The 18,863-nt window shown below is 65.1% G+C and carries 16 protein-coding genes; 10 read left to right on the top strand and 6 right to left on the bottom strand.

The features are described from left to right. The first annotated feature begins 12 nt into the window (after positions 1 to 12). The 9 genes from PLD_RS03950 (at position 13) to PLD_RS03990 (ending at position 8,683) form a co-directional block, all read left to right on the top strand. The gene (locus PLD_RS03950) at positions 13 to 1,836 is read left to right on the top strand and encodes a DUF2341 domain-containing protein (RefSeq protein ID WP_159890024.1); all 1,824 of its coding nucleotides are present in this window, start codon (positions 13 to 15) and stop codon (positions 1,834 to 1,836) included. An 11-nt stretch (positions 1,837 to 1,847) separates the two neighbouring features. Beyond that, the gene (locus tag PLD_RS03955) at positions 1,848 to 2,273 is read left to right on the top strand and encodes a biopolymer transporter ExbD (protein ID WP_011061113.1); all 426 of its coding nucleotides are present in this window, start codon (positions 1,848 to 1,850) and stop codon (positions 2,271 to 2,273) included. 3 nt (positions 2,274 to 2,276) lie between these two features. Beyond that, a complete protein-coding gene (locus tag PLD_RS03960; protein ID WP_159890026.1) occupies positions 2,277 to 2,999 on the top strand; it encodes an energy transducer TonB in 723 nt (240 codons plus the stop codon). A gap of 40 nt (positions 3,000 to 3,039) precedes the next feature. Further along, entirely contained in the window at positions 3,040 to 4,740 is a 1,701-nt protein-coding gene (locus PLD_RS03965; protein ID WP_159890028.1) for a putative porin, read from the top strand. A 17-nt stretch (positions 4,741 to 4,757) separates the two neighbouring features. Next, on the top strand, positions 4,758 to 5,405 hold the full coding sequence (locus tag PLD_RS03970; RefSeq protein ID WP_159890030.1) for a DNA repair protein: 648 nt from the start codon (positions 4,758 to 4,760) through the stop codon (positions 5,403 to 5,405). A 20-nt stretch (positions 5,406 to 5,425) separates the two neighbouring features. After that, positions 5,426 to 5,920 carry a YbjN domain-containing protein gene (locus tag PLD_RS03975; protein ID WP_159890032.1) on the top strand — a complete coding sequence of 165 codons (495 nt, stop codon included), beginning with the start codon at positions 5,426 to 5,428 and terminating at the stop codon, positions 5,918 to 5,920. Then, the gene (locus PLD_RS03980; RefSeq protein WP_159890034.1) at positions 5,917 to 6,879 is read left to right on the top strand and encodes a peptidylprolyl isomerase; all 963 of its coding nucleotides are present in this window, start codon (positions 5,917 to 5,919) and stop codon (positions 6,877 to 6,879) included. Before PLD_RS03975 ends, PLD_RS03980 begins: the two co-directional genes overlap by 4 nt. 153 nt (positions 6,880 to 7,032) lie before the next feature. After that, the gene (locus PLD_RS03985) at positions 7,033 to 8,010 is read left to right on the top strand and encodes a LysR family transcriptional regulator (RefSeq protein WP_159890036.1); all 978 of its coding nucleotides are present in this window, start codon (positions 7,033 to 7,035) and stop codon (positions 8,008 to 8,010) included. Positions 8,011 to 8,164: 154 nt separating this feature from the next. Next, on the top strand, positions 8,165 to 8,683 hold the full coding sequence (locus PLD_RS03990) for a GNAT family N-acetyltransferase (protein ID WP_159890038.1): 519 nt from the start codon (positions 8,165 to 8,167) through the stop codon (positions 8,681 to 8,683). Positions 8,684 to 8,837: 154 nt separating this feature from the next. Here PLD_RS03990 and PLD_RS03995 read toward each other — a convergent pair whose 3' ends face one another. Then, the gene (locus tag PLD_RS03995; protein ID WP_159890040.1) at positions 8,838 to 9,530 is read right to left on the bottom strand and encodes an aspartate/glutamate racemase family protein; all 693 of its coding nucleotides are present in this window, start codon (positions 9,528 to 9,530) and stop codon (positions 8,838 to 8,840) included. A 78-nt stretch (positions 9,531 to 9,608) separates the two neighbouring features. Between PLD_RS03995 and PLD_RS04000 the strand changes: the two genes are divergently transcribed. Next, positions 9,609 to 10,394 carry a helix-turn-helix domain-containing protein gene (locus PLD_RS04000; RefSeq protein WP_159890042.1) on the top strand — a complete coding sequence of 262 codons (786 nt, stop codon included), beginning with the start codon at positions 9,609 to 9,611 and terminating at the stop codon, positions 10,392 to 10,394. A 51-nt stretch (positions 10,395 to 10,445) separates the two neighbouring features. Here the strand turns inward: PLD_RS04000 and PLD_RS04005 are convergent, their stop codons facing one another. From PLD_RS04005 to mexE, 5 genes are all read right to left on the bottom strand, one after another. After that, on the bottom strand, positions 10,446 to 11,501 hold the full coding sequence (locus PLD_RS04005) for a lipopolysaccharide assembly protein LapB (protein WP_159890044.1): 1,056 nt from the start codon (positions 11,499 to 11,501) through the stop codon (positions 10,446 to 10,448). 74 nt (positions 11,502 to 11,575) lie between these two features. Beyond that, positions 11,576 to 12,475: a bestrophin family protein gene (locus tag PLD_RS04010; protein ID WP_159890046.1), complete on the bottom strand. Its 900-nt coding sequence runs from the start codon at positions 12,473 to 12,475 to the stop codon at positions 11,576 to 11,578. Between the two features lie 432 nt (positions 12,476 to 12,907). Beyond that, positions 12,908 to 14,323 (bottom strand): efflux transporter outer membrane subunit, encoded by a 1,416-nt coding sequence (locus PLD_RS04015; protein WP_159890048.1) that lies wholly within the window; start codon positions 14,321 to 14,323, stop codon positions 12,908 to 12,910. Next, positions 14,320 to 17,499, bottom strand: a complete 3,180-nt coding sequence (locus PLD_RS04020; RefSeq protein WP_159890050.1) for an efflux RND transporter permease subunit — start codon at positions 17,497 to 17,499, stop codon at positions 14,320 to 14,322. Before PLD_RS04020 ends, PLD_RS04015 begins: the two co-directional genes overlap by 4 nt. Before the next feature lie 15 nt (positions 17,500 to 17,514). Continuing rightward, the gene (gene mexE / locus PLD_RS04025; protein ID WP_159890052.1) at positions 17,515 to 18,762 is read right to left on the bottom strand and encodes a multidrug efflux RND transporter periplasmic adaptor subunit MexE; all 1,248 of its coding nucleotides are present in this window, start codon (positions 18,760 to 18,762) and stop codon (positions 17,515 to 17,517) included. Positions 18,763 to 18,863 lie beyond the last annotated feature (101 nt).

Raw genomic sequence — 18,863 nt, forward strand, 5'->3', positions numbered from 1 at the left:
GAGACCCTTCCCATGCAACGCTTATTCCTGAGCCTGTTGATCTGCCTGGGCTTCGTGCTCCCGGCCACGGCCCACGCCTGGTGGCAGGACGACTGGCATTACCGCAAGCAGATCTCGGTGGACACCACCGCGCAAGGCGCGGCCATCAACGAGGCCCTGGGCCGCACCGCGCTGCTGGTGCGCCTGCACACCGGCAACTTCACCTTCGATGGGGTCAAGGAGGACGGCGCCGACCTGCGTTTTGTCGCCGCCGATGACCAGACCCTGCTCAATCACCAGATCGAAAGCTTCGACCCGCTGATGGGCATGGCGCTGATCTGGGTCGATGTGCCCAAGGTCGAAGGCGGCCAGCGCCAGGACATCTGGATGTACTACGGCAACCAGAAGGCTCCGAGCACCGCCAATGGCCAGTTGACCTTCGACCCCAGCTACACCGCCATCTACCACTTCGATGGCAGCAACGGCACCCCGGCCAAAGACACCACCGCCTACGGCAACACCGCGCAGAACGCCACCGGCGCGGCCATCGACGGGGTCATCGGCCGCGCCTTGCAGTTCAACGGCCAGCCGCTGTTGCTGCCGGCCAGCCCGTCGCTGCAGCACAACGCCGGCGGGGCCTTTACCTTCAGCGCCTGGGTGCGCTTGGATCAGGCCAGTGGCGAACAGCTGATCCTGGCCCGCCGCGAAGGTGCCGGCAGCCTGCTGATCGGGGTCAACCAGGGCATGCCTTTTGTGGAGGTGGACGGCCAGCGTGTCGCTTCCACCCAGCCGCTGAACCCGGGGCAATGGCAGCACCTGGCCGTGAGCGGCGAGGGCAGTCGTTTGGCCCTGTACGTCAACGGCCGCGAGACCGCGAGCCTGGCTCAGGCCATTCCGGCCTTCAACTCGGTGCTGGCGATCGGCGCTGACCTGCCGGCGGCAGACGACGTCGAGGCCCAGGCCAGCCAGTTCCTGCCGTTCACCGGGGCCCTGGACGAGCTGCGCCTGTCCAAGGTGGCGCGTCCGGCGGCGCTGATCCTGGCCGATGCCAGCGCCCAAGGCGCCGAATCGAAGCTGGTGGTCTACGGCGTCGATGAAGAGCAATCGGGTTTTGGTTTCGGCAGCCTGGGCTTCTTGCTCAAGGCGGTGCCGGTGGATGCCTGGGTGATCATCCTGGTGCTGGTGGGGATGATGATCCAGTCCTGGGTGATCATGCTGCGCAAGAACCGCATGGTCGGTCGGGTCAGCGCCGCCAATGTGCTGTTTCGCGAACAGTTCGCCAAGGTCGGCACGCGCCTGGAGATGTTCGCCGACGATCAGGTCCTGGCCACTCGCCTGGCGCATTCCTCGCTGTGGCGCCTGTACCTGGTGGCGGTGAAAGAAATCCGCACCCGCCGCGAGCAAGGCGCCGATACCTCCTCGGTGTCGGCGGCCACCATCGAAGCCATCCGCTGCTCCATGGACGGGGTGCGCACCCGGGAAAACCAGCAGCTGAGTTCCAAGCTCTCGACCCTGTCCAACGCCATTGCCGGCGGCCCCTACATCGGCCTGTTGGGCACGGTGCTGGGGATCATGGTGGTGTTCCTCGGCACCGCCATGGCCGGTGACGTCAACATCAATGCCATCGCCCCGGGCATGGCCGCGGCCCTGCTGGCCACCGCCATGGGCCTGTTCGTCGCGATCCCGGCGCTGTTTGGCTACAACCGCCTGATCACCCGCAACAAGGAAGTCGGCGCCGACATGCGGGTGTTCGTCGACGAATTCATCACCCGGCTGGCGGAGCTGCATGGCGAGAGCCAGCACAGCGAGAACGCCCATTGGCGGGTCAATCACAGCAACGCGTCGGTTCCGGCCTGAGGAGAACAGCCATGGCTTCCGTGAACGCCTCCCATGACGACGAAGACGATGCGGCCGTCGACAGCATCAACATCACGCCCCTGGTGGACGTGCTGATGGTGGTGCTGGTGATGTTCATCCTCACCGCCACCGCCCAGGTCTCGGGCATCCAGATCCACCTGCCCAAGGCCAGCGCCTCGGTGTCGCTGTCCGAGGCCAAGACCAAGGCCATTTCGGTGAACGACGGCGGTCAGGTGTTCCTCGACGCCTACCCGGTGACCCTGGGCGAGCTGGAGGAGCGCCTGCGCATCGAGAAGGCGCAGAACCCGGACTTCCCGATCATCGTCCGTGGCGACGCCACGGTGCAGTACCAGAAGGTCATTGAAGTCCTCGACCTGCTGCGCCGCCTGGAGTTGTCCCAGGTCGGCCTGGTCACCGGCAAACCGAGCCAGGGCTGAGTCATGACCGCACAACAACCCATTCAGCCGCCGATCCCGCCCGCGCCGGTGCGCCACAAGCCGGGCCCGGTGCGCCTATTGAAGTGGGGCGCCGGGCTGTTGCTGGGCGCCGTGGCCGCCTGGCTGCTGTGGCAGTGGGCCAACGACATGGCCGGGGTGCGCCGGGAAGCGCCGAAGGTGCCGACCATCATCCCGCTGCCGCCGCTTCCGGAACCGCCACCGCCTCAGGAGCCGCCCAAGGAGCCGGAGCCGGTGGAGGAGAAGGTGCCGGAACCCGAACCCACGCCCACCCCGGAGGAGGTCAAGCCGCAAGACGAGGCGCCGCCATCGCCGGTGGACGACCTGGCCAACCCGATGCAGATGGACGGCGAGGCCCAGTCCGGCAACGACGCTTTCAACGTCGGCGCCGGCAAGGGCGGCGGCATGGCCGGCGCCGGTGGCGGGCTCGGCACCGGCACCTACAAGCAGTACCTGGCGGTGACTTTTCAACGGGCGCTGCGCGAAGACCCGGAGCTGCGCCGCAAGGCCTATGCGTTGCAGGTGGACTTGTGGCTGGGCGCCGACGGGCAGGTGAGCCGCGTTGAGCTGGCCCGCTCCAGTGGCAATCCCGAAACCGACCAGCAAGTGCTGGCGGCGCTGCGGGCCACGCCTCGCTTGAAAGAACGTATGCCAGCGTCCCTGACCTTGCCGGTGCGCTTGTCCCTCAAGGGCCGGCGACCGGATTGAGCAAACCCTTATTTGCAGTTTCTACAGGAGTTGTGTGCAGATGATTTCCACCGTGAATCGATTGACCCTGGCGCTCGGCATGGTCGCCCTGACCCTGGCCGGACAGGCCTCGGCCGCCGCGGCCGCGCCGTCGGAGAACGCCACGATCAACCTGATCCGCCTATTGGTGCAGCAGGGGGTACTGCCCCAGGCCAAGGCCGAAGCGCTGATTGCCCAGGCCGAACAAGAGGCCCAGCAGGCCCGTCAGGCCAGCGCGGCCATGGCGGTGGCCGCGGGCCCCGCTGCCGCGCCAGGGGATGTACGGGTGCAATACGTGCCGGCCATCGTTCGCGAGCAGATCCGCGATCAGGTCAAGGCCGAGGTCATGGCGACCGCCAAGCAGGAAAACTGGGCCCAGCCCAACACCTTTCCGGACTGGGTGTCGCGCATCAGCTTTGACGGTGACATCCGCCTGCGCCAGGAGTCGCGGTTCTTTGCCGACAACAACAGCAACGAGATCGTCGACTACGCCAAGCTCAACGACAACGGCCCCTACGACGTCAACAAGGACACCAACAGCAAGCTGCCGCCGCTGCTCAACAGCCGCGAAGACCGTGACAACCTGTTCCGCCTGCGGGCACGCCTGGGGATGAAGGCGGTGATCTCGCCGGAATGGACCGCCGGGATCCGCATCGGCACCGGCTCGGACAACAACCCGGTGTCCACCACCCAGACCCTGGGCGGCGGCTTTGGCAAGAAGGACATCTGGCTCGACCAGGGCTACCTGACCTGGAAGGCCACCCGGGACCTGACCCTGACCGGCGGGCGGATCGCCAACCCGTTCTATGCAACCGACATGCTGTATTCCAACGACCTGAACTTCGACGGCGTAGCGGCGATCTTCAACCACAAGCTCAACACTGACTGGGGCCTGTTCGGCACCCTCGGCGCGTTCCCGGTGGAGTACACCAACGACACCGCCACCAGCAACGGCTTCGACAAAAACGAAAGCGACACCAAGTGGCTGTTCGGCGGGCAGATCGGCGCCAACTGGAAGATCAACCGCAGCAACAGCCTCAAGGGCGCCTTGGCCTACTACCGCTTCGACGACATTGAAGGCCAGCGCTCCAGCCCTTGCGCACCCTGGGCCGGAGCCCCGGGCTGTGACAGCGACGGCTCGCGGGTGGCCTTCATGCAAAAGGGCAACAGCGTGTTCCTGCTGCGCGACATCACCCCCAACCCGGCGACGCCGGGCCTGACCCCGCAGCCGCAGTACGTCGGCCTGGCCTCCAAGTTCGACGTGCTCGACCTGAACCTGGCCTGGGACACCGAGCTGCCAGATGACTTGCACCTGCGCAGCCAGACCAACTTCATCCGCAACCTGGCCTACGACAAGGGCGAGATGCTCAAGCGCAGCGAGGGCGAGATCGTCAACAACATCAACCGCAACGGCCAGTTCGAAAGCGGCGGCAACGCGCTGCTGGTGCAGTTCACCCTGGGCAACGCCCTGGAGATGAAGAAGTCCGGCGACTGGAACCTGCTGGCTGGCTACAAGTACATCCAGCCCGACGCCTTGCCCGACGGCTTCAACGATTCCTCGTTCCATCTGGGCGGCACCAACGCCAAGGGCTATTTCGTCGGCGGCAATTACGGCATCGACAAGAACATCTACGCCACGGCCCGCTACATGAGCGCCTCGGAAGTCTACGGGCCGCGTTACGAAGTCGACGTCATGCAGCTTGAACTCAACACGCGCTTCTAAGCATCGGGAGGAAGGTTATGAACAGCCGAGTGAGGGCAGGGGCGGTCAGCCTGTTGCTGACCTGGGGCGTGCTGGCCAGCGCCGGCGCCAGTGCCGAAGGCATGGAGGAGCGCCTGCGCACCCAGTTGCGCAGCACCACCCAGCAGTTGCGGGCGCTGCAAAGCGAGCAGGCCCAGGCCGCGGCGGCGCGGATTGCCGCCGAGAACGTGGCCAAGCAAGCCCAGGCCCAGGTCAAGCAACTGAGCGCCGAGCTGGCCAAGACCCGCGGCGTGGCCGAGCAACTGGCCGGCCAGCAGCAGGCCCTGCAAAACCAGGCACAAGCCCAGGCGAGTGCCAGCAACGAGCAGTTGGGCAAGTTCAAGAAGGCCTACGAGGAGTTGCTGGTGCTGGCTCGGGGCAAAGAGGCCGAACGGGCCAAGTTGCAGGTGCAATTGGCTGAGCGTGACACACAAGTGCAGCAATGCGCGGTCAAGAATCAACAGATGTACGGCATCGCCAAGGACATCCTCGCCGCCTACGAAAAGATCGATGTGGCTGAGGTGATGAGCATCCGCCAGCCCTTCGCCGGCGGTGCCCGGGTCAAGTTCGAGGAATTGGCCCAGGGTTTTGGCGATGAGCTTTACCAGACCCAGTTCGATGCCCCCCGGGCCGCGAGCGCCCACTGATCACCAGGGAAGAAACGACCATGACTCAAGCAACCTTGATTACCAGCGTGACCACCGAAAGCCTCACCGACCTGCTGCAAGGCGCCGGCTATCGGGTCAACCAGACCGAGCAGAACGGCATCGTGCAGTTGCTCAGCGCCAGCCAGGGCATCGGCTACGCCGTGCGCTTCGGTAACCCGGCGGCCGACGCTGGCCACTATGTGGATTTCACCTACAGCTGCGCCTTGCGGGTGCAGGGCGAACTGCCGGCCGGGCTGGCCCAGGTGTGGAACGCCTCGCGGCGCTTCGCCCGGTTGTCGCTGCAGGGCGAGTTCCTGCTGATGGAGATGGACGTGGTGGTGGCCGGGGTCGGCGAGACGCACCTGCGCAGTCAGTTGGAACTGTGGGACCGGCTGCTGCAGGAGTTCATCGTCTACCTGCGCGAATACAGCCAGCAGGCCGCGCAGTTGCAGGCCCAGACTGAGCAGGTCACGGTGGCTGAACCCCAACCCGACGCAGAGGTGGCCAGCCTGTGAAAAAACCGACCCTGGTCGTCGGTGCCGGGGCACTGACGTTGTTCGGCCTGGCACTGGGGCTGGCCCTGCGTCCGGGCAGCGCCCCGGTGGCGGCGCAGCAGCCGGCCCCGGAGGTGCAGCAACAGGCGCTGGCGACAACCCCGGCGGTGGCCCGCCTGGGCAATCAACAGGTGGCGGCCGAGGAACTCAAGGCGCTGTTCGCCAGCCTGCCCGAGGATGCCCGGACGCAACTGCGGGGCAATCGCCCGGCGCTGGAGGCCTGGATCCGTTCACGCCTGGCACAAAAAGCCGTGCTGGAACAGGCCGATGCCCAAGGCTGGCGCCAGCGCCCGGAGGTGGAGCAACAGACCCGCGTCGCCGTCGAGCAGATTGTGTTTCGTGACTACCTGCAGTCGGTCAGTCAGGTGCCGGCGGATTACCCAAGCCCGGCCGAACTGCAACAGGCCTATGACAGCGGCAAGTCGACGTGGATGACCCCGCCGCTGTATCGGGTCAGTCAGATCTTCCTCACGGTGGCCGATCCCCAAACCCGCGAGCAGGTGCGGCGCCGGGCGGTTGACCTTAGCCGCAAGGCCCAGGCGGCGCCGGGGGATTTTGCCAGCCTGGCGGCGCAGTATTCCCAGGAGGCGGACACTGCCCTGCGTGGCGCAGATACCGGCCTGCAACCCCTGCAGCAGTTACTGCCGCCGGTACGTAGCGTCGTGGCCCGGCTGAAGGTGGGCGAGGTGTCCGAGGTGGTGCAGAGCGAGGCAGGTTTTCACATCCTCAAACTCACCGAGCAGCAACCGGCACGGACCGCCACCCTCGGCGAACTGCGTGAGCGCCTGACCCAGGCCTTGCGTGCCCAGCGCCAGGAGCAGATCGCCAAGGCCTATCTGGAAGGCATGCTCAACACCGCCACCCTGAGCCTCGACGGAGCCGCGCTCAACCAGGTGCTGGAGGACAAACACCCGGACTGATGGCGAACTCACCGGCTGCTTCGCCGGCGAGCCGGCGCCCGCCAAGGCAAGGCGCCGCATTGATACGGGTAGGGGCTGGCGAGCGAGGGAGGACCTTCTGACGGGCGCCGCCCGCACGCCAAGGAAGCACATCACTACGACAGGGAGTCACTCATGGTATTTCTCGAACCCGCTTCATTCCAGGGCGTCGCGCCCAGCATCGCCCCCCAGGAACCCCGGGAAGCCTGGCTGGCCCTGGCCGCCGGCATTGACCCGGAGGTCGCGCAGTACTTTCTGGTCAGCGCCCGCTGCGGTTGCTTCATGCAGGCGGCCCGCAGCTTGAACATCAAGGCCACGCTGTTGCGCAAACAGTTGGTCTTGCTGGAAGAGCAGCTGCGTCGTTCACTGTTCTGTTTTCAGGGCAACGCCTTGAGCCTGAGCCGCGAAGGCCTGCAACTGCGAGCGCAACTGATCGCCCTGGCGCACCAGCGGCGGCTGCCGGTGATCGAGCAACCGCTGATCCGCGTCGCCGTGGCGCAAACCATTCTCCACGACATCCTCGGCCGCGACCTGATCGCCTTGCTGCGACGCAACGCCAGTGCGCGACTGGAGATCATCTCCATCGACAGCGATCTTTCCCTGCAGGCCCTGAGCGCTGATCTGGTGCTGTGGCTGGCGGCCGACGACTCGCCCTTGCCGGGGCCCAGCTTCGCCACCCGCGAACCGATCTCCCTGGCGCGAATCGATTACTTGCCGCACATCGCCAAGCGTTATTCACGGGTCGCCGCGCGTCCCGACAGCCTCGACGACCTGACCGACTACATGCTGGTGCAGTGGCAACACGACCGCGAGGTGGAGCCATTCCGCCCCTGGAACCACCTGGTGCAGCAGCGCCTGGCGGGCGTGGTGCACGTGCATTCCTATGAACTGATGCTGGAAATGATCCGTTGCAGCGCCTGCATCGGTCTGCTGGCGCAGTACATGAGCCATTTCGACCGTGGCCTGAGCGCCTTGCCGGGGTTGTTCGCCGAACCCATGCAACGCCGCGCCTGGCTGGCGGTGAATGCCCAGGTGCAGCACGAAGGCGAGGTGCAGCAACTGGTGGAGCTGATCTTGCACGCCTTCGCCGAGCGCGAGGACTGGTTCGTCTGACCGGTCCGCGGGCAGGGCGCGCAGTTGCTGCAAGGTCGGGCGCCGCAACGGTCGAGCCCGCCCTGGCCAGGCGCGGCGAGTGCAGGCGCCCTCGTCACCGAGCGAGGGGCGCTTTACACTCCGGGGTCCCTTGGTTATCACGGACGACCGCAACATGCCCAACGCTTGTGCCTCCATCGTTATTGAACGCTGCAATGAATCCCATATCGACGGTTTGACCGCGCTGTACAGCGAACCCAGCGTGGCGGCCCAGACCCTGCAACTGCCTTATCAGTCCCGTGAGTTGTGGCGCAAGCGGGTCGGGCTGGGTCAGGAAAATGAAGGCCTGGTGGCCCTGGTGGCGCTGCACCAGGGCTCGGTGATTGGCAGCTGCAGCCTGATCCAGGTGACGCGGGTGCGCCGTGCCCATTGCGCGGACGTTGCCATGGGCGTGTCCCCGGCGTGGCAGCGTCAGGGCGTCGGCAGCCGTCTGCTGGCGACGGTGCTGGAGGTGGCCGATAACTGGATGAACCTGCGCCGGGTCGAATTGACGGTGTATGCCGACAACCAGCCGGCCATCGGTCTGTACCAGAAGTTCGGCTTTGAAACCGAAGGCCGGTTGCGAGACTACGCCGTGCGCGGTGGCAAGTATGTCGATGTGCTGAGCATGGCGCGCTTGCGCTGCCAAGCCTGAGCAAGCGCGCCGCAGCCTGGAGTCGAGATTGGCGCCGCTGCCGCAGATTGCGAACGGCTTGGGCGGCATGTCGACGTAGCAGACGCGGCGCGTGGGATCGCTGAAGGTCCTGCGGGCCTTGGCGCAGCCTCGCGGGCTCGGCGGCGGTTACGGTTTATGACTCCAGGGCAAACGCCACCGCCGCCCGGGCATGCAGTTTGGTGGTGTCGAGCAGGGGCAGGGGGCTGTGCTCGGGCTTGAGCAACAGGCCGATTTCCGTGCAGCCGAGGATGATGGCCTGGGCGCCGCGGGCCCTGAGTGATTCGATCACCTGCTGGTACACCCGGCGCGACGCGTCGCTGATGACCCCCACGCACAACTCCTCATAGATGATCCGGTGCACCGCTTGGCGCTCCTGCTCATCGGGCACCAGTACGTTCAGTCCTTGCTGCGTCAGGCGGCTCTTAAGGAAGGTCTGTTCCATGGTAAAGGCCGTACCCAGCAGCCCGACGTTCAGGGTGCCGGCCGTCAGCGCGGCCTGGGCCGTGGGGTCGGCGATGTGCAGGAAGGGCACCTGGGTCGCCGCCTGAATCTGCTCGGCCACCTTGTGCATGGTGTTGGTACAGAGCACCAGGCACTCGGCGCCGCCGTCCTGCAGGCGCTGGGCGGCATCGATCAGAATCTGCGCCGCTTGATCCCAGCGCCCGGCGTGCTGGGCCCGTTCGACAGGCCCGAAGTCGACGCTGTACATTAGCAACCGCGCCGAACGCAGCGACCCCAATTGATCACGAACCTGCTGATTGATCAGGCGATAGTATTCGGCGCTGGACTCCCAGCTCATGCCGCCGATCAGGCCAATGGTACGCATAGACAACGCCTCGAATTCAGTGGTGAAGGGGCTGCAGTCTGCCGTGGCCCGGAATCACGATCTATCAGGAAATTTCACATGCCCCAGGTGCTGGAACGCAGCTTGCTCAATGGCCGGCTCTGCCTGCAACTGTTACCCGCAGTCGCCTACAGCGCCCGTGATCCGGCGCAATGGCAGACCGTGGGCGTGACCTTGGAGCGCCAGTGCGGGGTGCATGCGATCGACTCCGACCGCCGCGAAGATTTCGACACCTGGCCCGGCACCCTGGCTTTGACGCCCAGAGGCGTTGAAGTGTTTTCCGAATCCGCCAGCGGCGGCGAGTATCTGCTGGCGCGCTGGCAAGACGACACACCGTTGCTGACCGGCCAACGCCGCCTGCACAGCCCCGGGCATGCCAGTGCCCTGGCCTTGGGCCGCGAGGTGCGGCGCCTGTTGCTGGCAGCAACAACGGATGAACTGGCCCTGGAACAGCGCGCCCTGGCCTTTGTCGGCCTGACACAGGTGATCCGTGCCAGCTCGGTGCCGTCGCCAGGCTTGGGTCGGGTGTTGCAACAAATGACCGATGAGTACGCCCAGCCCCTGTCCCTGGCGCAGTTGGCCTTGACCTATGGCCACAGCGAGCTGCGCCTGCTGCGAGACTTTCGCCGCGCCGTGGGCATCACGCCCCACGCCTGGATCACCGAAGTTCGCCTGCAAGCGGCCCGGCGCTTGCTGGAACGCACGGACCTGCCGCTGGCGGCAGTGGCCCAGGATTGCGGCTTTGCCCATCAATCGCATCTAGGCAGCGCCTTGGGCAAAAGCCTCGGCCTGACCCCGCGCCAATACCGCCTGCAGTTTTCCCGCGTTTGTCATCCAGGCGCGTAGGTGCGGCCTCGCCGGGGCTAGAGGATGGTAGGAGCCCGTTGGGACGGGGTTTTACAAGCCTTGCTGCAAGGCGGGGTCGTCGGGATTCTGTTGTTCCAGTTGGGCCAGCAGGACCTGGACGTTCTGTAACTGGCCACTTTCTTTCCAGTAGGCAATCAACAGCACCCGCGCTTTGCGGTTGTAGGGCTGGCGCTGGACGATTTCCTGCAGTTGTTTCTGCGCCGCTTCCTGCTCCTGCTCGCTGTGCAAGGTGGTGGCCAGGTCGTAGCGGTAGGCGGCGTTGTTGGGTTCCAGTTCCACCGCTCGGGACAGGCCCAGCAAGGCGAATTCGCCCTGGCCATGGTGCAGTAGCCAGAGCCCCAGGGTGTGTTGCAGGTAGGCCGAGTCCTGCTGCGCTCGCAGTTGCTTGGCCAGCAGTTGGCGAGCGGCATCGCTCTGGCCCTGTTTATCCAGCACTTCGATCTGCAATACCACGGCTTGCAGGTTGTCCGGTGCCAGGCGCAGGGCCTGTTCCAGGGTCTGTTGGGCTTTGGCCAGGTCGGCGTTGTGCAGGTACAGCCGGGCCAATTGATACTGGGCCTCGACGTTATCGCCCTGGGTCTTGAGCACTTGGGTGTATTCATCGATCACCTGCTGCAACGGGCCGAAGTACAGGCCTTGATCATCCGGTGACAGCCCCAGCAAAGCGTTGACCGCGGCAAAACGCACGCTTTGTTCGTGGTCCTCCAGCAACGGCCCGATGAGCAGGCTACGCTGGCCGTTTGGCACCAGGCCGAGCACGCTTTTGATCGCCGCTTTGCGCACGTCGGCCGAAGGGTTAAGGAGGTCGGCATCGGCCAGCTTCAGGGCTTGCGGGCTGGGGTAGTTGGGCAAGACCGCCAACAAGCGGATGCGCCGCGGGGCGTCGAGGTCGGGCCGTGCCAGTTGCTGATACAGCACTCGCGCAGCCCCCGGCAGCCCCTTGCGGGCTTTGTCCAGGGCCTGCTGGTAGCCGTGCCTGATGGCCTCGGGCACCACCGGAGCACTGCTGCGCATAAAGCCCCAGGCCAGGGTCAGGGCGATGACGAGAAACAGGCTGATCAGCAGGTAGCGACGGGGCGGGGGCATGCAGGAGTCCGGAAGCGGGCGACTTGGGGAAGGCGCAAGCTTCGGTCAGGAACCGGCTTGAGTCAAACCCCGGTTCAGCTCAGGACATAGTCCTGGGGTTGCAGCAGCGGCGGCAGTTGGCGCTGCCCCAGCGCCGCCAGGACTTCACGCTCGATCCCGCGTAATAGCGCACTGCAGGCCAGGTCGTTGTCGTCGTAGCCGAAGGGGTCTTCGAGGTCGTTGCTGATTTCGTCGAGGCCGAGGAAGGTGTAGCTGACGATAGCGGTGAAGATCGGCGCCAGCCAGCCCAGCGGTTCGGCCATGGCGAACGGCAGGAGCAGGCAGAACAGGTAGATGGTGCGGTGCAGCAGCAGGGTGTAGGGAAAGGGCAGCGGGGTGTTCTGGATGCGCTCGCAGGAAGCCTGGACCAGACTCAGGCTGACCAGGCGGGTTTCCAATTGGGTGTAGCGCCATTCGCTGATCAATCCTTGTTGCGCCCACTGCGAACAGCGCTGGCCGATGCGCTGCAATTGCGCATCGGTGGGGTTGGGGTGCTGTGGGTCGATGTCGGCCTGGGCCCAGGGCCGCAGGGCGGCGGCTTGGTCTTCATGGCGCAGACGGGCGATCAGGCTGTGGGCGAAACCGCACAGATCGCGCAACAGGCCTTCGCGTTCGGCAGGGATGTCGATGATCAGGCTTTCACGGATCAGCGAGCGCACTTCAATGATCAACTGACCCAGCTGTTTACGGCCCTCCCACCAGCGCTCATAACACGCGTTGTTGCGAAAGCTCATGAAAATCGACAATGACAACCCCAACAGGGTGAACGGGGTGGCGTTGACCTTGGCGAAGTAACTCGGTTGCAGGGTTTCCACCAGAACGATGGCCGAGGCCAGCAGCGTGACCAGGGCACAGCGCCAGGCTATGCGTTTGGCGATCGAGCCCTTGAGGGCGAACAGAATGCCGATCAGGTTCGGCTTGGGGCGGACAATCATGGGCTTGAGGCCAGGGCGACTACGCGGCGTGTGAAGAGTAGGAGCGTGCCGTTGGGCTGTCCAATCGCTATGGCCGACTGCGTGATCGAGCGCCTCTATCGGCAACCCATGGCCTGTAGCCGCTGTCGAGCCTTCGGCGAGGCTGCGCGAAGGTCCACAGGACCTTGCTTGGCAATCTCCACCGGCTCCCTAAACCTGCGTCTGCCGCGCAGCCGCACTCAGCCGTACGAAGCCATAACCAGCGCACTCAGCCGCGCGGCCGCACTCAGTCGCAGGCAGCCATGCGCGCCATACGCAAGCGCACGCAGCCTTCGGCAGCGGCGACATGCATCGGTTTGCGGTGCTGGGGCAAAAAAAGGCCCCGTGACCGAATGAGTCACGGGGCCAAACATTGGTTGGTTGCGGCCAACCAAAGGAGCTCGGTGCAAATCGTTATCGGCTGGCGACTGCCGGTGGTTGCCAGCCGCCGCCCAGGGCTTTGTAGATGGCGACGATGCCGCGGTACTGCTCGACTTCGGCCTGGGCCTGGGCGTCTTCGGCGGCCAGACGCTCGCGTTGGGCGTCCAGCAGTACCAGGAAGTCCACGGTGCCTTCGCGGTAGCGGATCTCGGCGAGGTCGGCGGCGGCACGGCTGGATTCGCTCTGGCGGATCAGCGCGAGCAGCCGCTGCTGGCGTTTGGCGTAATCACTGAAGGCGTTTTCCGATTCTTCCAGGGCCAGCAGCACGTGCTGTTCGTAATTGGCCAGGGCACCCTCGGCGTTGGCGTCGGCGGCGCGCAGGCGGGCCCGGACGCTGCCCAGGTCGAAGGCCGCCCAGGTGATGCTCGGGCCCAGGGCCCAGGCGTTGGCCGCGCTGGAACCGATCTGCGAACCGCGCCCGGCGGTGAAACCGAGGAAGCCGCTGAGGCTGACCCGGGGGAACAGGTCGGCCTTGGCTACGCCGATTCGCGCGGTGGCGGCCGCCAATTGGCGTTCGGCGCTGAGAATGTCGGGCCGGCGTTGCAACAGCTCGCCGGGATCGCCAATTGACAAGGCCTTGGCAATCGCCGGCAGTTGCGCCGGTGACAGGTCGACGCTGAGTGCGTCCGGCCGCTGGCCCAGCAGGGTGGCGATGCGGTTACGCTGGCGGGCCTGTTCGGCTTGCAGTTGCGGCACGCTGGCTTCCACCGAGGCCAGGCGGGCGTCGGCGCGGACCACGTCAAGCTGATCACCGACGCCGGCGTCGCGCAGGCTTTCGGTGATCTTGCGCGAGGCTTGCTGGTTGCTCAGGTTGGCCAGGGCGATTTTTTCCCGCAGTTGCGCACCACGCAGTTGACCGTAGGCGTCCACCAGTTCGGCAATCATTGTCACCTGCAACTGGTAAAGGTCGGCTTCGGCGGCTTGTTGATCGGCCTCGGTGGCCTCCAGATTGCGCCGGATGCGGCCGAACAGATCCAGCTCCCAGGCCATGTCCAGCCCCAGGTCGTAGCGCTCGCTGCTGACCCGGCGGGTGGTCTGGCCGGGAATCTGCCCCTTGGCCAGATCGCTGCTGGCGCGGCTGGTGATGGTCGGCATGATGTCGTTGCTGGCGTCATCGCGGATCGCCCGGGCGGCCCGCAGGCGGGCGAAAGCCACCCGCAGTTCGCGGTTGCCCTGCAACGATTGGCTGACCAGTTGGTTGAGGGTCGGGTCATCGAACTGCTGCCACCAGATGCCTTCGAAGCGGGCGCGGTCGAAGTTGTTCTGCGCGCTGGCGTCGGCGGCGCTGATGTGCGCCGCCTCGGTGGCCGGGGTCTGGTAGTCCGGACCGACGGCGCAGGCACCGAGGGCCAGCGCCAGCAGGCTCGGCAGGAAGACTTTGGCACTCATTGTTGGGCCTCCAGTTGCAGGGCGCGGGCGGCTTTGCGGGCCTCGCTGCGCTCCACGTAATTGCGGATCAGGACATAGAACACTGGGGTCAGCAGCAGGCCGAAGAAGGTCACCCCGAGCATCCCGGAGAACACTGCGACGCCCATGGCGTGACGCATCTCCGCACCGGCGCCGCTGGAGATCACCAGGGGCACCACGCCCATGATGAAGGCGAAGGAGGTCATCAGGATCGGCCGCAGACGCAGGCGGCAGGCTTCCAGTACCGCCGCCAGCGGATCGAGGCCTTCCTCTTGCTTGTCCTTGGCGAACTCGACGATCAGGATCGCGTTCTTGCAGGCCAGGCCCACCAGCACGATCAGGCCGATCTGGGTGAAGATGTTGTTGTCGCCACCGGAGATGATTACCCCGGTAATCGCCGACAGCAGGGTCATTGGCACGATCAGGATCACCGCCAGCGGCAGGCTCCAGCTCTCGTATTGGGCGGCCAGCACGAGGAAGGCCAGCAGCACGCAGAGCGGGAAGACGAACAGGGCGGTGTTGCCGGCCAGGATCTGCTGGTAGGTCAACTCGGTCCATTCGTAGGTCATGCCGTTGGGCAGTTCTTCCTTGAGCAGTTTCTCGATCGCCGCTTCTGCCTGCCCAGAGCTGTAGCCCGGGGCTGCCGCGCCGTTGATTTCCGCGGTGACGAAGCCGTTGTAGTGCATTACGCGGTCGGGACCGGCGGTGTCGCTGACCTTGATGAAGGTCGCCAGGGGGATCATCTCGCCCTTGTTGTTGCGCACTTTCAGCTGGCCGATCTGCTCGGGTTCGAGACGGAACTGCTGCTCGGCCTGGACGTTGACCTGGTAGGTGCGGCCAAAGCGGTTGAAGTCGTTGGCATACAGCGAGCCCAGGTAGATCTGCAGGGTGTCGAAGATGTCGGAAATCGCCACGCCATGGGTCTTGGCCTTTTCCCGGTCGATGGCGGCATCGACCTGGGGCACGTTGACCTGGTAGCTGGTGAACAGCCCGGCCAGTTCCGGCACGTTGCGGCTCTTGGTGATGACGTTCTGCACTTCTTTATACAGCTCGTCGTAACCCAGGCCGCTGCGGTCTTCCACTTGCAGGCGGAAGCCACCAATGGTCCCCAGCCCCTGTACCGGCGGCGGTGGGAATATCGCCATGTAGGCGTCCTGGATATCGGCGTATTTGCCGTTCAGGGCTCCGGCGATGGCGCCGGCTGACATGCTTGGGTCCTTGCGCTCATCGAAGGGCTTCAAGGTGACGAAGACGATGCCGTTGTTCGGGCTGTTGGTGAAGCCGTTGATCGACAGGCCAGGGAAGGCCACCGCGCTTTCCACGCCGGGTTGCTTGAGGGCGATGTCGGACATGCGCTTGATCACGTCTTCGGTGCGGTCCAGGCTGGCGGCGTCCGGCAGTTGGGCGAAGGCCACCAGGTACTGCTTGTCTTGCGCCGGAACGAAACCCGTGGGGGTATGGGCGAAGCCGAACCAGGTCAGCACCATCAGCCCGGCATAGAGGAACAGGGCGATGCCGCTGCCGCGGATGACCCGGCGCACGGTGCCAACGTAACCGTGGCTGGCACGTTCGAAGAAACGGTTGAACGGCTTGAACAGCCAGCCCCCCAGCAACTTGTCGAGGAACTTGGAGAAGCGGTCCTTGGGCGCATGGTGTTCCTTGAGCAAGACCGCGGCCAGGGCCGGCGACAGGGTCAGGGAGTTGAAGGCCGAGATCACCGTGGAAATCGCGATGGTCAGGGCGAATTGCTTGTAGAACTGCCCGGTCAGGCCGCTGATGAAGGCCGCCGGGACGAACACCGCGCACAGCACCAGGGCGGTGGCGATGATCGGGCCGGTCACTTCACGCATGGCGCGTTGGGTGGCCTCCACCGGTTTCAGGCCCAGACCGATGTTGCGTTCGACGTTCTCCACCACCACGATGGCGTCATCCACCACGATACCGATGGCCAGCACCAGGCCGAACAGCGACAGGGCATTGAGGGAGAAACCGAACAGGTGCATGACCGCGAAGGTGCCGATCAGCGACACCGGTACCGCCACCAGCGGGATGATCGAGGCGCGCCAGGTCTGCAGGAACAGGATCACCACCAGCACCACCAGGATCAGCGCTTCGAACAGGGTGTGCACCACCGCCTCGATGGAGCCGCGAACGAAGATGGTCGGGTCGTAGACGATGCTGAAGTCCATGCCCTGGGGGAAGCTCTGCTTGAGTTCGGCCATCTTGGCCCGCACTTCATTGGAGATCTCGATGGCATTGGAGCCCGGACGCTGGAAGATCGGGATCGCCACCGCCGGCTGGTTGTTAAGCAGCGAGCGCAGGGCGTACTGGCTGGACCCCAGCTCGACGCGGGCAATGTCTTTCAGGCGGGTGATTTCACCGTTTTCGCCTGCGCGAATGATGATGTTCTCGAATTCTTCCTCGGTGACCAGGCGGCCCTGGGTGTTGACCGATAGCTGGAAGCTGGTGGCGCTGGGCGCAGGTGGCGCGCCCAGGGCACCGGCGGCGACCTGGCGGTTCTGCTCGCGGATGGCGTTGACCACGTCGGTGGCGGTCAGGTTGCGCGAAGCGGTCTTGTTCGGATCGAGCCAGACCCGCAGCGAGTAGTCGCCCATGCCGAACAGCTGCACATCGCCCACGCCGCCCAGGCGCGCCAGCTCATCCTTGATGTTGAGCAGGGCGTAGTTGGACAGGTAGAGCATGTCGTAGCGTTTGTCCGGCGAGGTCAGGTGGACCACCATGGTCAGGTCCGGAGAGGCCTTGTCCACGGTGATGCCGATGCGCGTCACTTCTTCCGGCAGCTTGGGCTGGGTGCGGGTCACGCGGTTCTGCACCTGCACCTGGGCATTGTCCAGGTCGGTGCCCAGGGCGAAGGTGATGGTCAGGGTGATCTTGCCGTCGGCGGTGGACTGCGAAGACATGTAGAGCATGTTCTCGACCCCGGTGATCGCCTGTTCCAGCGGCGCGGCCACGGTTTCACCGATGACTTTCGGGTTGGCCCCGGGGAAGTTGGCGCGTACCACCACGGTGGGCGGCACCACTTCCGGGTATTCACTGATGGGCAGTTGGAACAGTGAGATGGCACCGGCGATCAGGATCAGCAGCGACAGCACCGCGGCGAAGATCGGCCTGGAAATGAAGAACTGGGAAAAATTCATTTTGAGCGTCGTCCCTTAACCGCGCGGTGTCGCAGCGGCGAGTTTCACAGCCGGAGCCGGCTTGGCAGGGGTAACCTGCGGCAGGTTGCTGGCTTTCAGTGCTTGGCGTTGTTGGGCCAGAGCGGCGAGGGTTTCCTGGCTGGCCATGGGGATCAATTCAGGCGTTACCGGCGATCCCGGACGAGCCCGTTGCAAGCCCTTGACGATGATGGTGTCGTCCTTGCTCAGGCCGCTGCGCACGATGCGCAAACCTTCGATCTTCGGCCCCAGCTCGACGGCGCGGTAGGCCGGCTTGTTGTCGGCGTCCATCACCAGCACGAATTTCTTGCCCAGGTCGGTGCCCACGGCCTCGTCGTTGATCAGCATGGCCGAGTAGGTGCCGCTGCCTACCAGCTTCAGGCGCGCGTAGAGCCCCGGGGTGTAGCTGCCATCGTTGTTGTCGAACACCGCACGACCGCGAATGGTGCCGGTCTTGGGGTTGACCTGGTTGTCGACGAAGTTCATGTGCCCCAGGTGCGGATGGCCTTCTTCATTGGACAGGCCCAGGTACACCGGGGTGCTCTGGCCGCGCTGACCCTGGCGGGCCAGTCGGCTGTACTTGAGGTACACACGCTCGTCGGCGTCGAAGTAGGCGTAGACCTTGTCGGTGGACACCAGGCTGGTGAGCGGGGTGACATCGGCGGTCACCAGGTTGCCGGCGGTGATCTGCGCGCGGCTGACACGGCCGCTGATGGGGGCCACTACACGGGTGAAGCTGAGGTTGAGCTTGGCCAGATCCAGCTGGGCCTGGATGGCGTCGACCCCGGCGCGGGCTTCCTGGGCGGCGCTGGTGCGGTTATCCGCCAGTTCCGCAGAAATCGCGTTGCTGGCCAGCAGGCGTTGGCCACGCTGAGCTTCGTTGGCGCTGCGGGTGGCGGTGGCCCGGGCCTGTTGCAACTGGGCTTGCAGGCGGCGTACTTCAGCCTGGAACGGCCGTGGATCGATCTGGAACAGCACATCGCCTTGCTTCACCAGGGCGCCTTCGGTGAAGGCCACGCGATCGATCTGACCCGAGACCCGAGGACGTATTTCCACGGTTTCCGGGGCTTCCAGGCGACCGGTGAATTCGTCCCATTCGTTGACTGGCTGCTCCAGCACCTTGGCCACACTGACTTTGGCGGCAGGCGGCGCCGAAGCGGTGTCTGGCGCCTTGCCGCAGGCGCTGATAACCAGTACGGCGAGGGCGGCTAATGGGTAACGCAAGAGTTTGAGTGACTGGTCCATGGTTCATCCGCCAAGGTTATTTGAGATGGGCGGATGATCCTCGGCAGGGTTCTATGGCACGAATCGAATGAAGCAAAGGTAACTATCATTCAGAATGATAT

This window comes from Pseudomonas sp. LD120, from assembly GCF_009861525.1.
Taxonomy (GTDB): Bacteria; Pseudomonadota; Gammaproteobacteria; order Pseudomonadales; family Pseudomonadaceae; genus Aquipseudomonas.

Excerpts from the sequence above, each read along its gene's own strand:
- PLD_RS03950 (WP_159890024.1), top strand. The coding sequence starts at position 13 with ATGCAACGCTTATTCCTGAGCCTGTTGATCTGCCTGGGCTTCGTGCTC.
- PLD_RS03955 (WP_011061113.1), top strand. The coding sequence starts at position 1,848 with ATGGCTTCCGTGAACGCCTCCCATGACGACGAAGACGATGCGGCCGTC.
- PLD_RS03960 (WP_159890026.1), top strand. The coding sequence starts at position 2,277 with ATGACCGCACAACAACCCATTCAGCCGCCGATCCCGCCCGCGCCGGTG.
- PLD_RS03965 (WP_159890028.1), top strand. The coding sequence starts at position 3,040 with ATGATTTCCACCGTGAATCGATTGACCCTGGCGCTCGGCATGGTCGCC.
- PLD_RS03970 (WP_159890030.1), top strand. The coding sequence starts at position 4,758 with ATGAACAGCCGAGTGAGGGCAGGGGCGGTCAGCCTGTTGCTGACCTGG.
- PLD_RS03975 (WP_159890032.1), top strand. The coding sequence starts at position 5,426 with ATGACTCAAGCAACCTTGATTACCAGCGTGACCACCGAAAGCCTCACC.
- PLD_RS03985 (WP_159890036.1), top strand. The coding sequence starts at position 7,033 with ATGGTATTTCTCGAACCCGCTTCATTCCAGGGCGTCGCGCCCAGCATC.
- PLD_RS03990 (WP_159890038.1), top strand. The coding sequence starts at position 8,165 with ATGCCCAACGCTTGTGCCTCCATCGTTATTGAACGCTGCAATGAATCC.
- PLD_RS03995 (WP_159890040.1), bottom strand. The coding sequence starts at position 9,530 with ATGCGTACCATTGGCCTGATCGGCGGCATGAGCTGGGAGTCCAGCGCC.
- PLD_RS04000 (WP_159890042.1), top strand. The coding sequence starts at position 9,609 with ATGCCCCAGGTGCTGGAACGCAGCTTGCTCAATGGCCGGCTCTGCCTG.
- PLD_RS04005 (WP_159890044.1), bottom strand. The coding sequence starts at position 11,501 with ATGCCCCCGCCCCGTCGCTACCTGCTGATCAGCCTGTTTCTCGTCATC.
- PLD_RS04010 (WP_159890046.1), bottom strand. The coding sequence starts at position 12,475 with ATGATTGTCCGCCCCAAGCCGAACCTGATCGGCATTCTGTTCGCCCTC.
- PLD_RS04015 (WP_159890048.1), bottom strand. The coding sequence starts at position 14,323 with ATGAGTGCCAAAGTCTTCCTGCCGAGCCTGCTGGCGCTGGCCCTCGGT.
- PLD_RS04020 (WP_159890050.1), bottom strand. The coding sequence starts at position 17,499 with ATGAATTTTTCCCAGTTCTTCATTTCCAGGCCGATCTTCGCCGCGGTG.
- mexE (WP_159890052.1), bottom strand. The coding sequence starts at position 18,762 with ATGGACCAGTCACTCAAACTCTTGCGTTACCCATTAGCCGCCCTCGCC.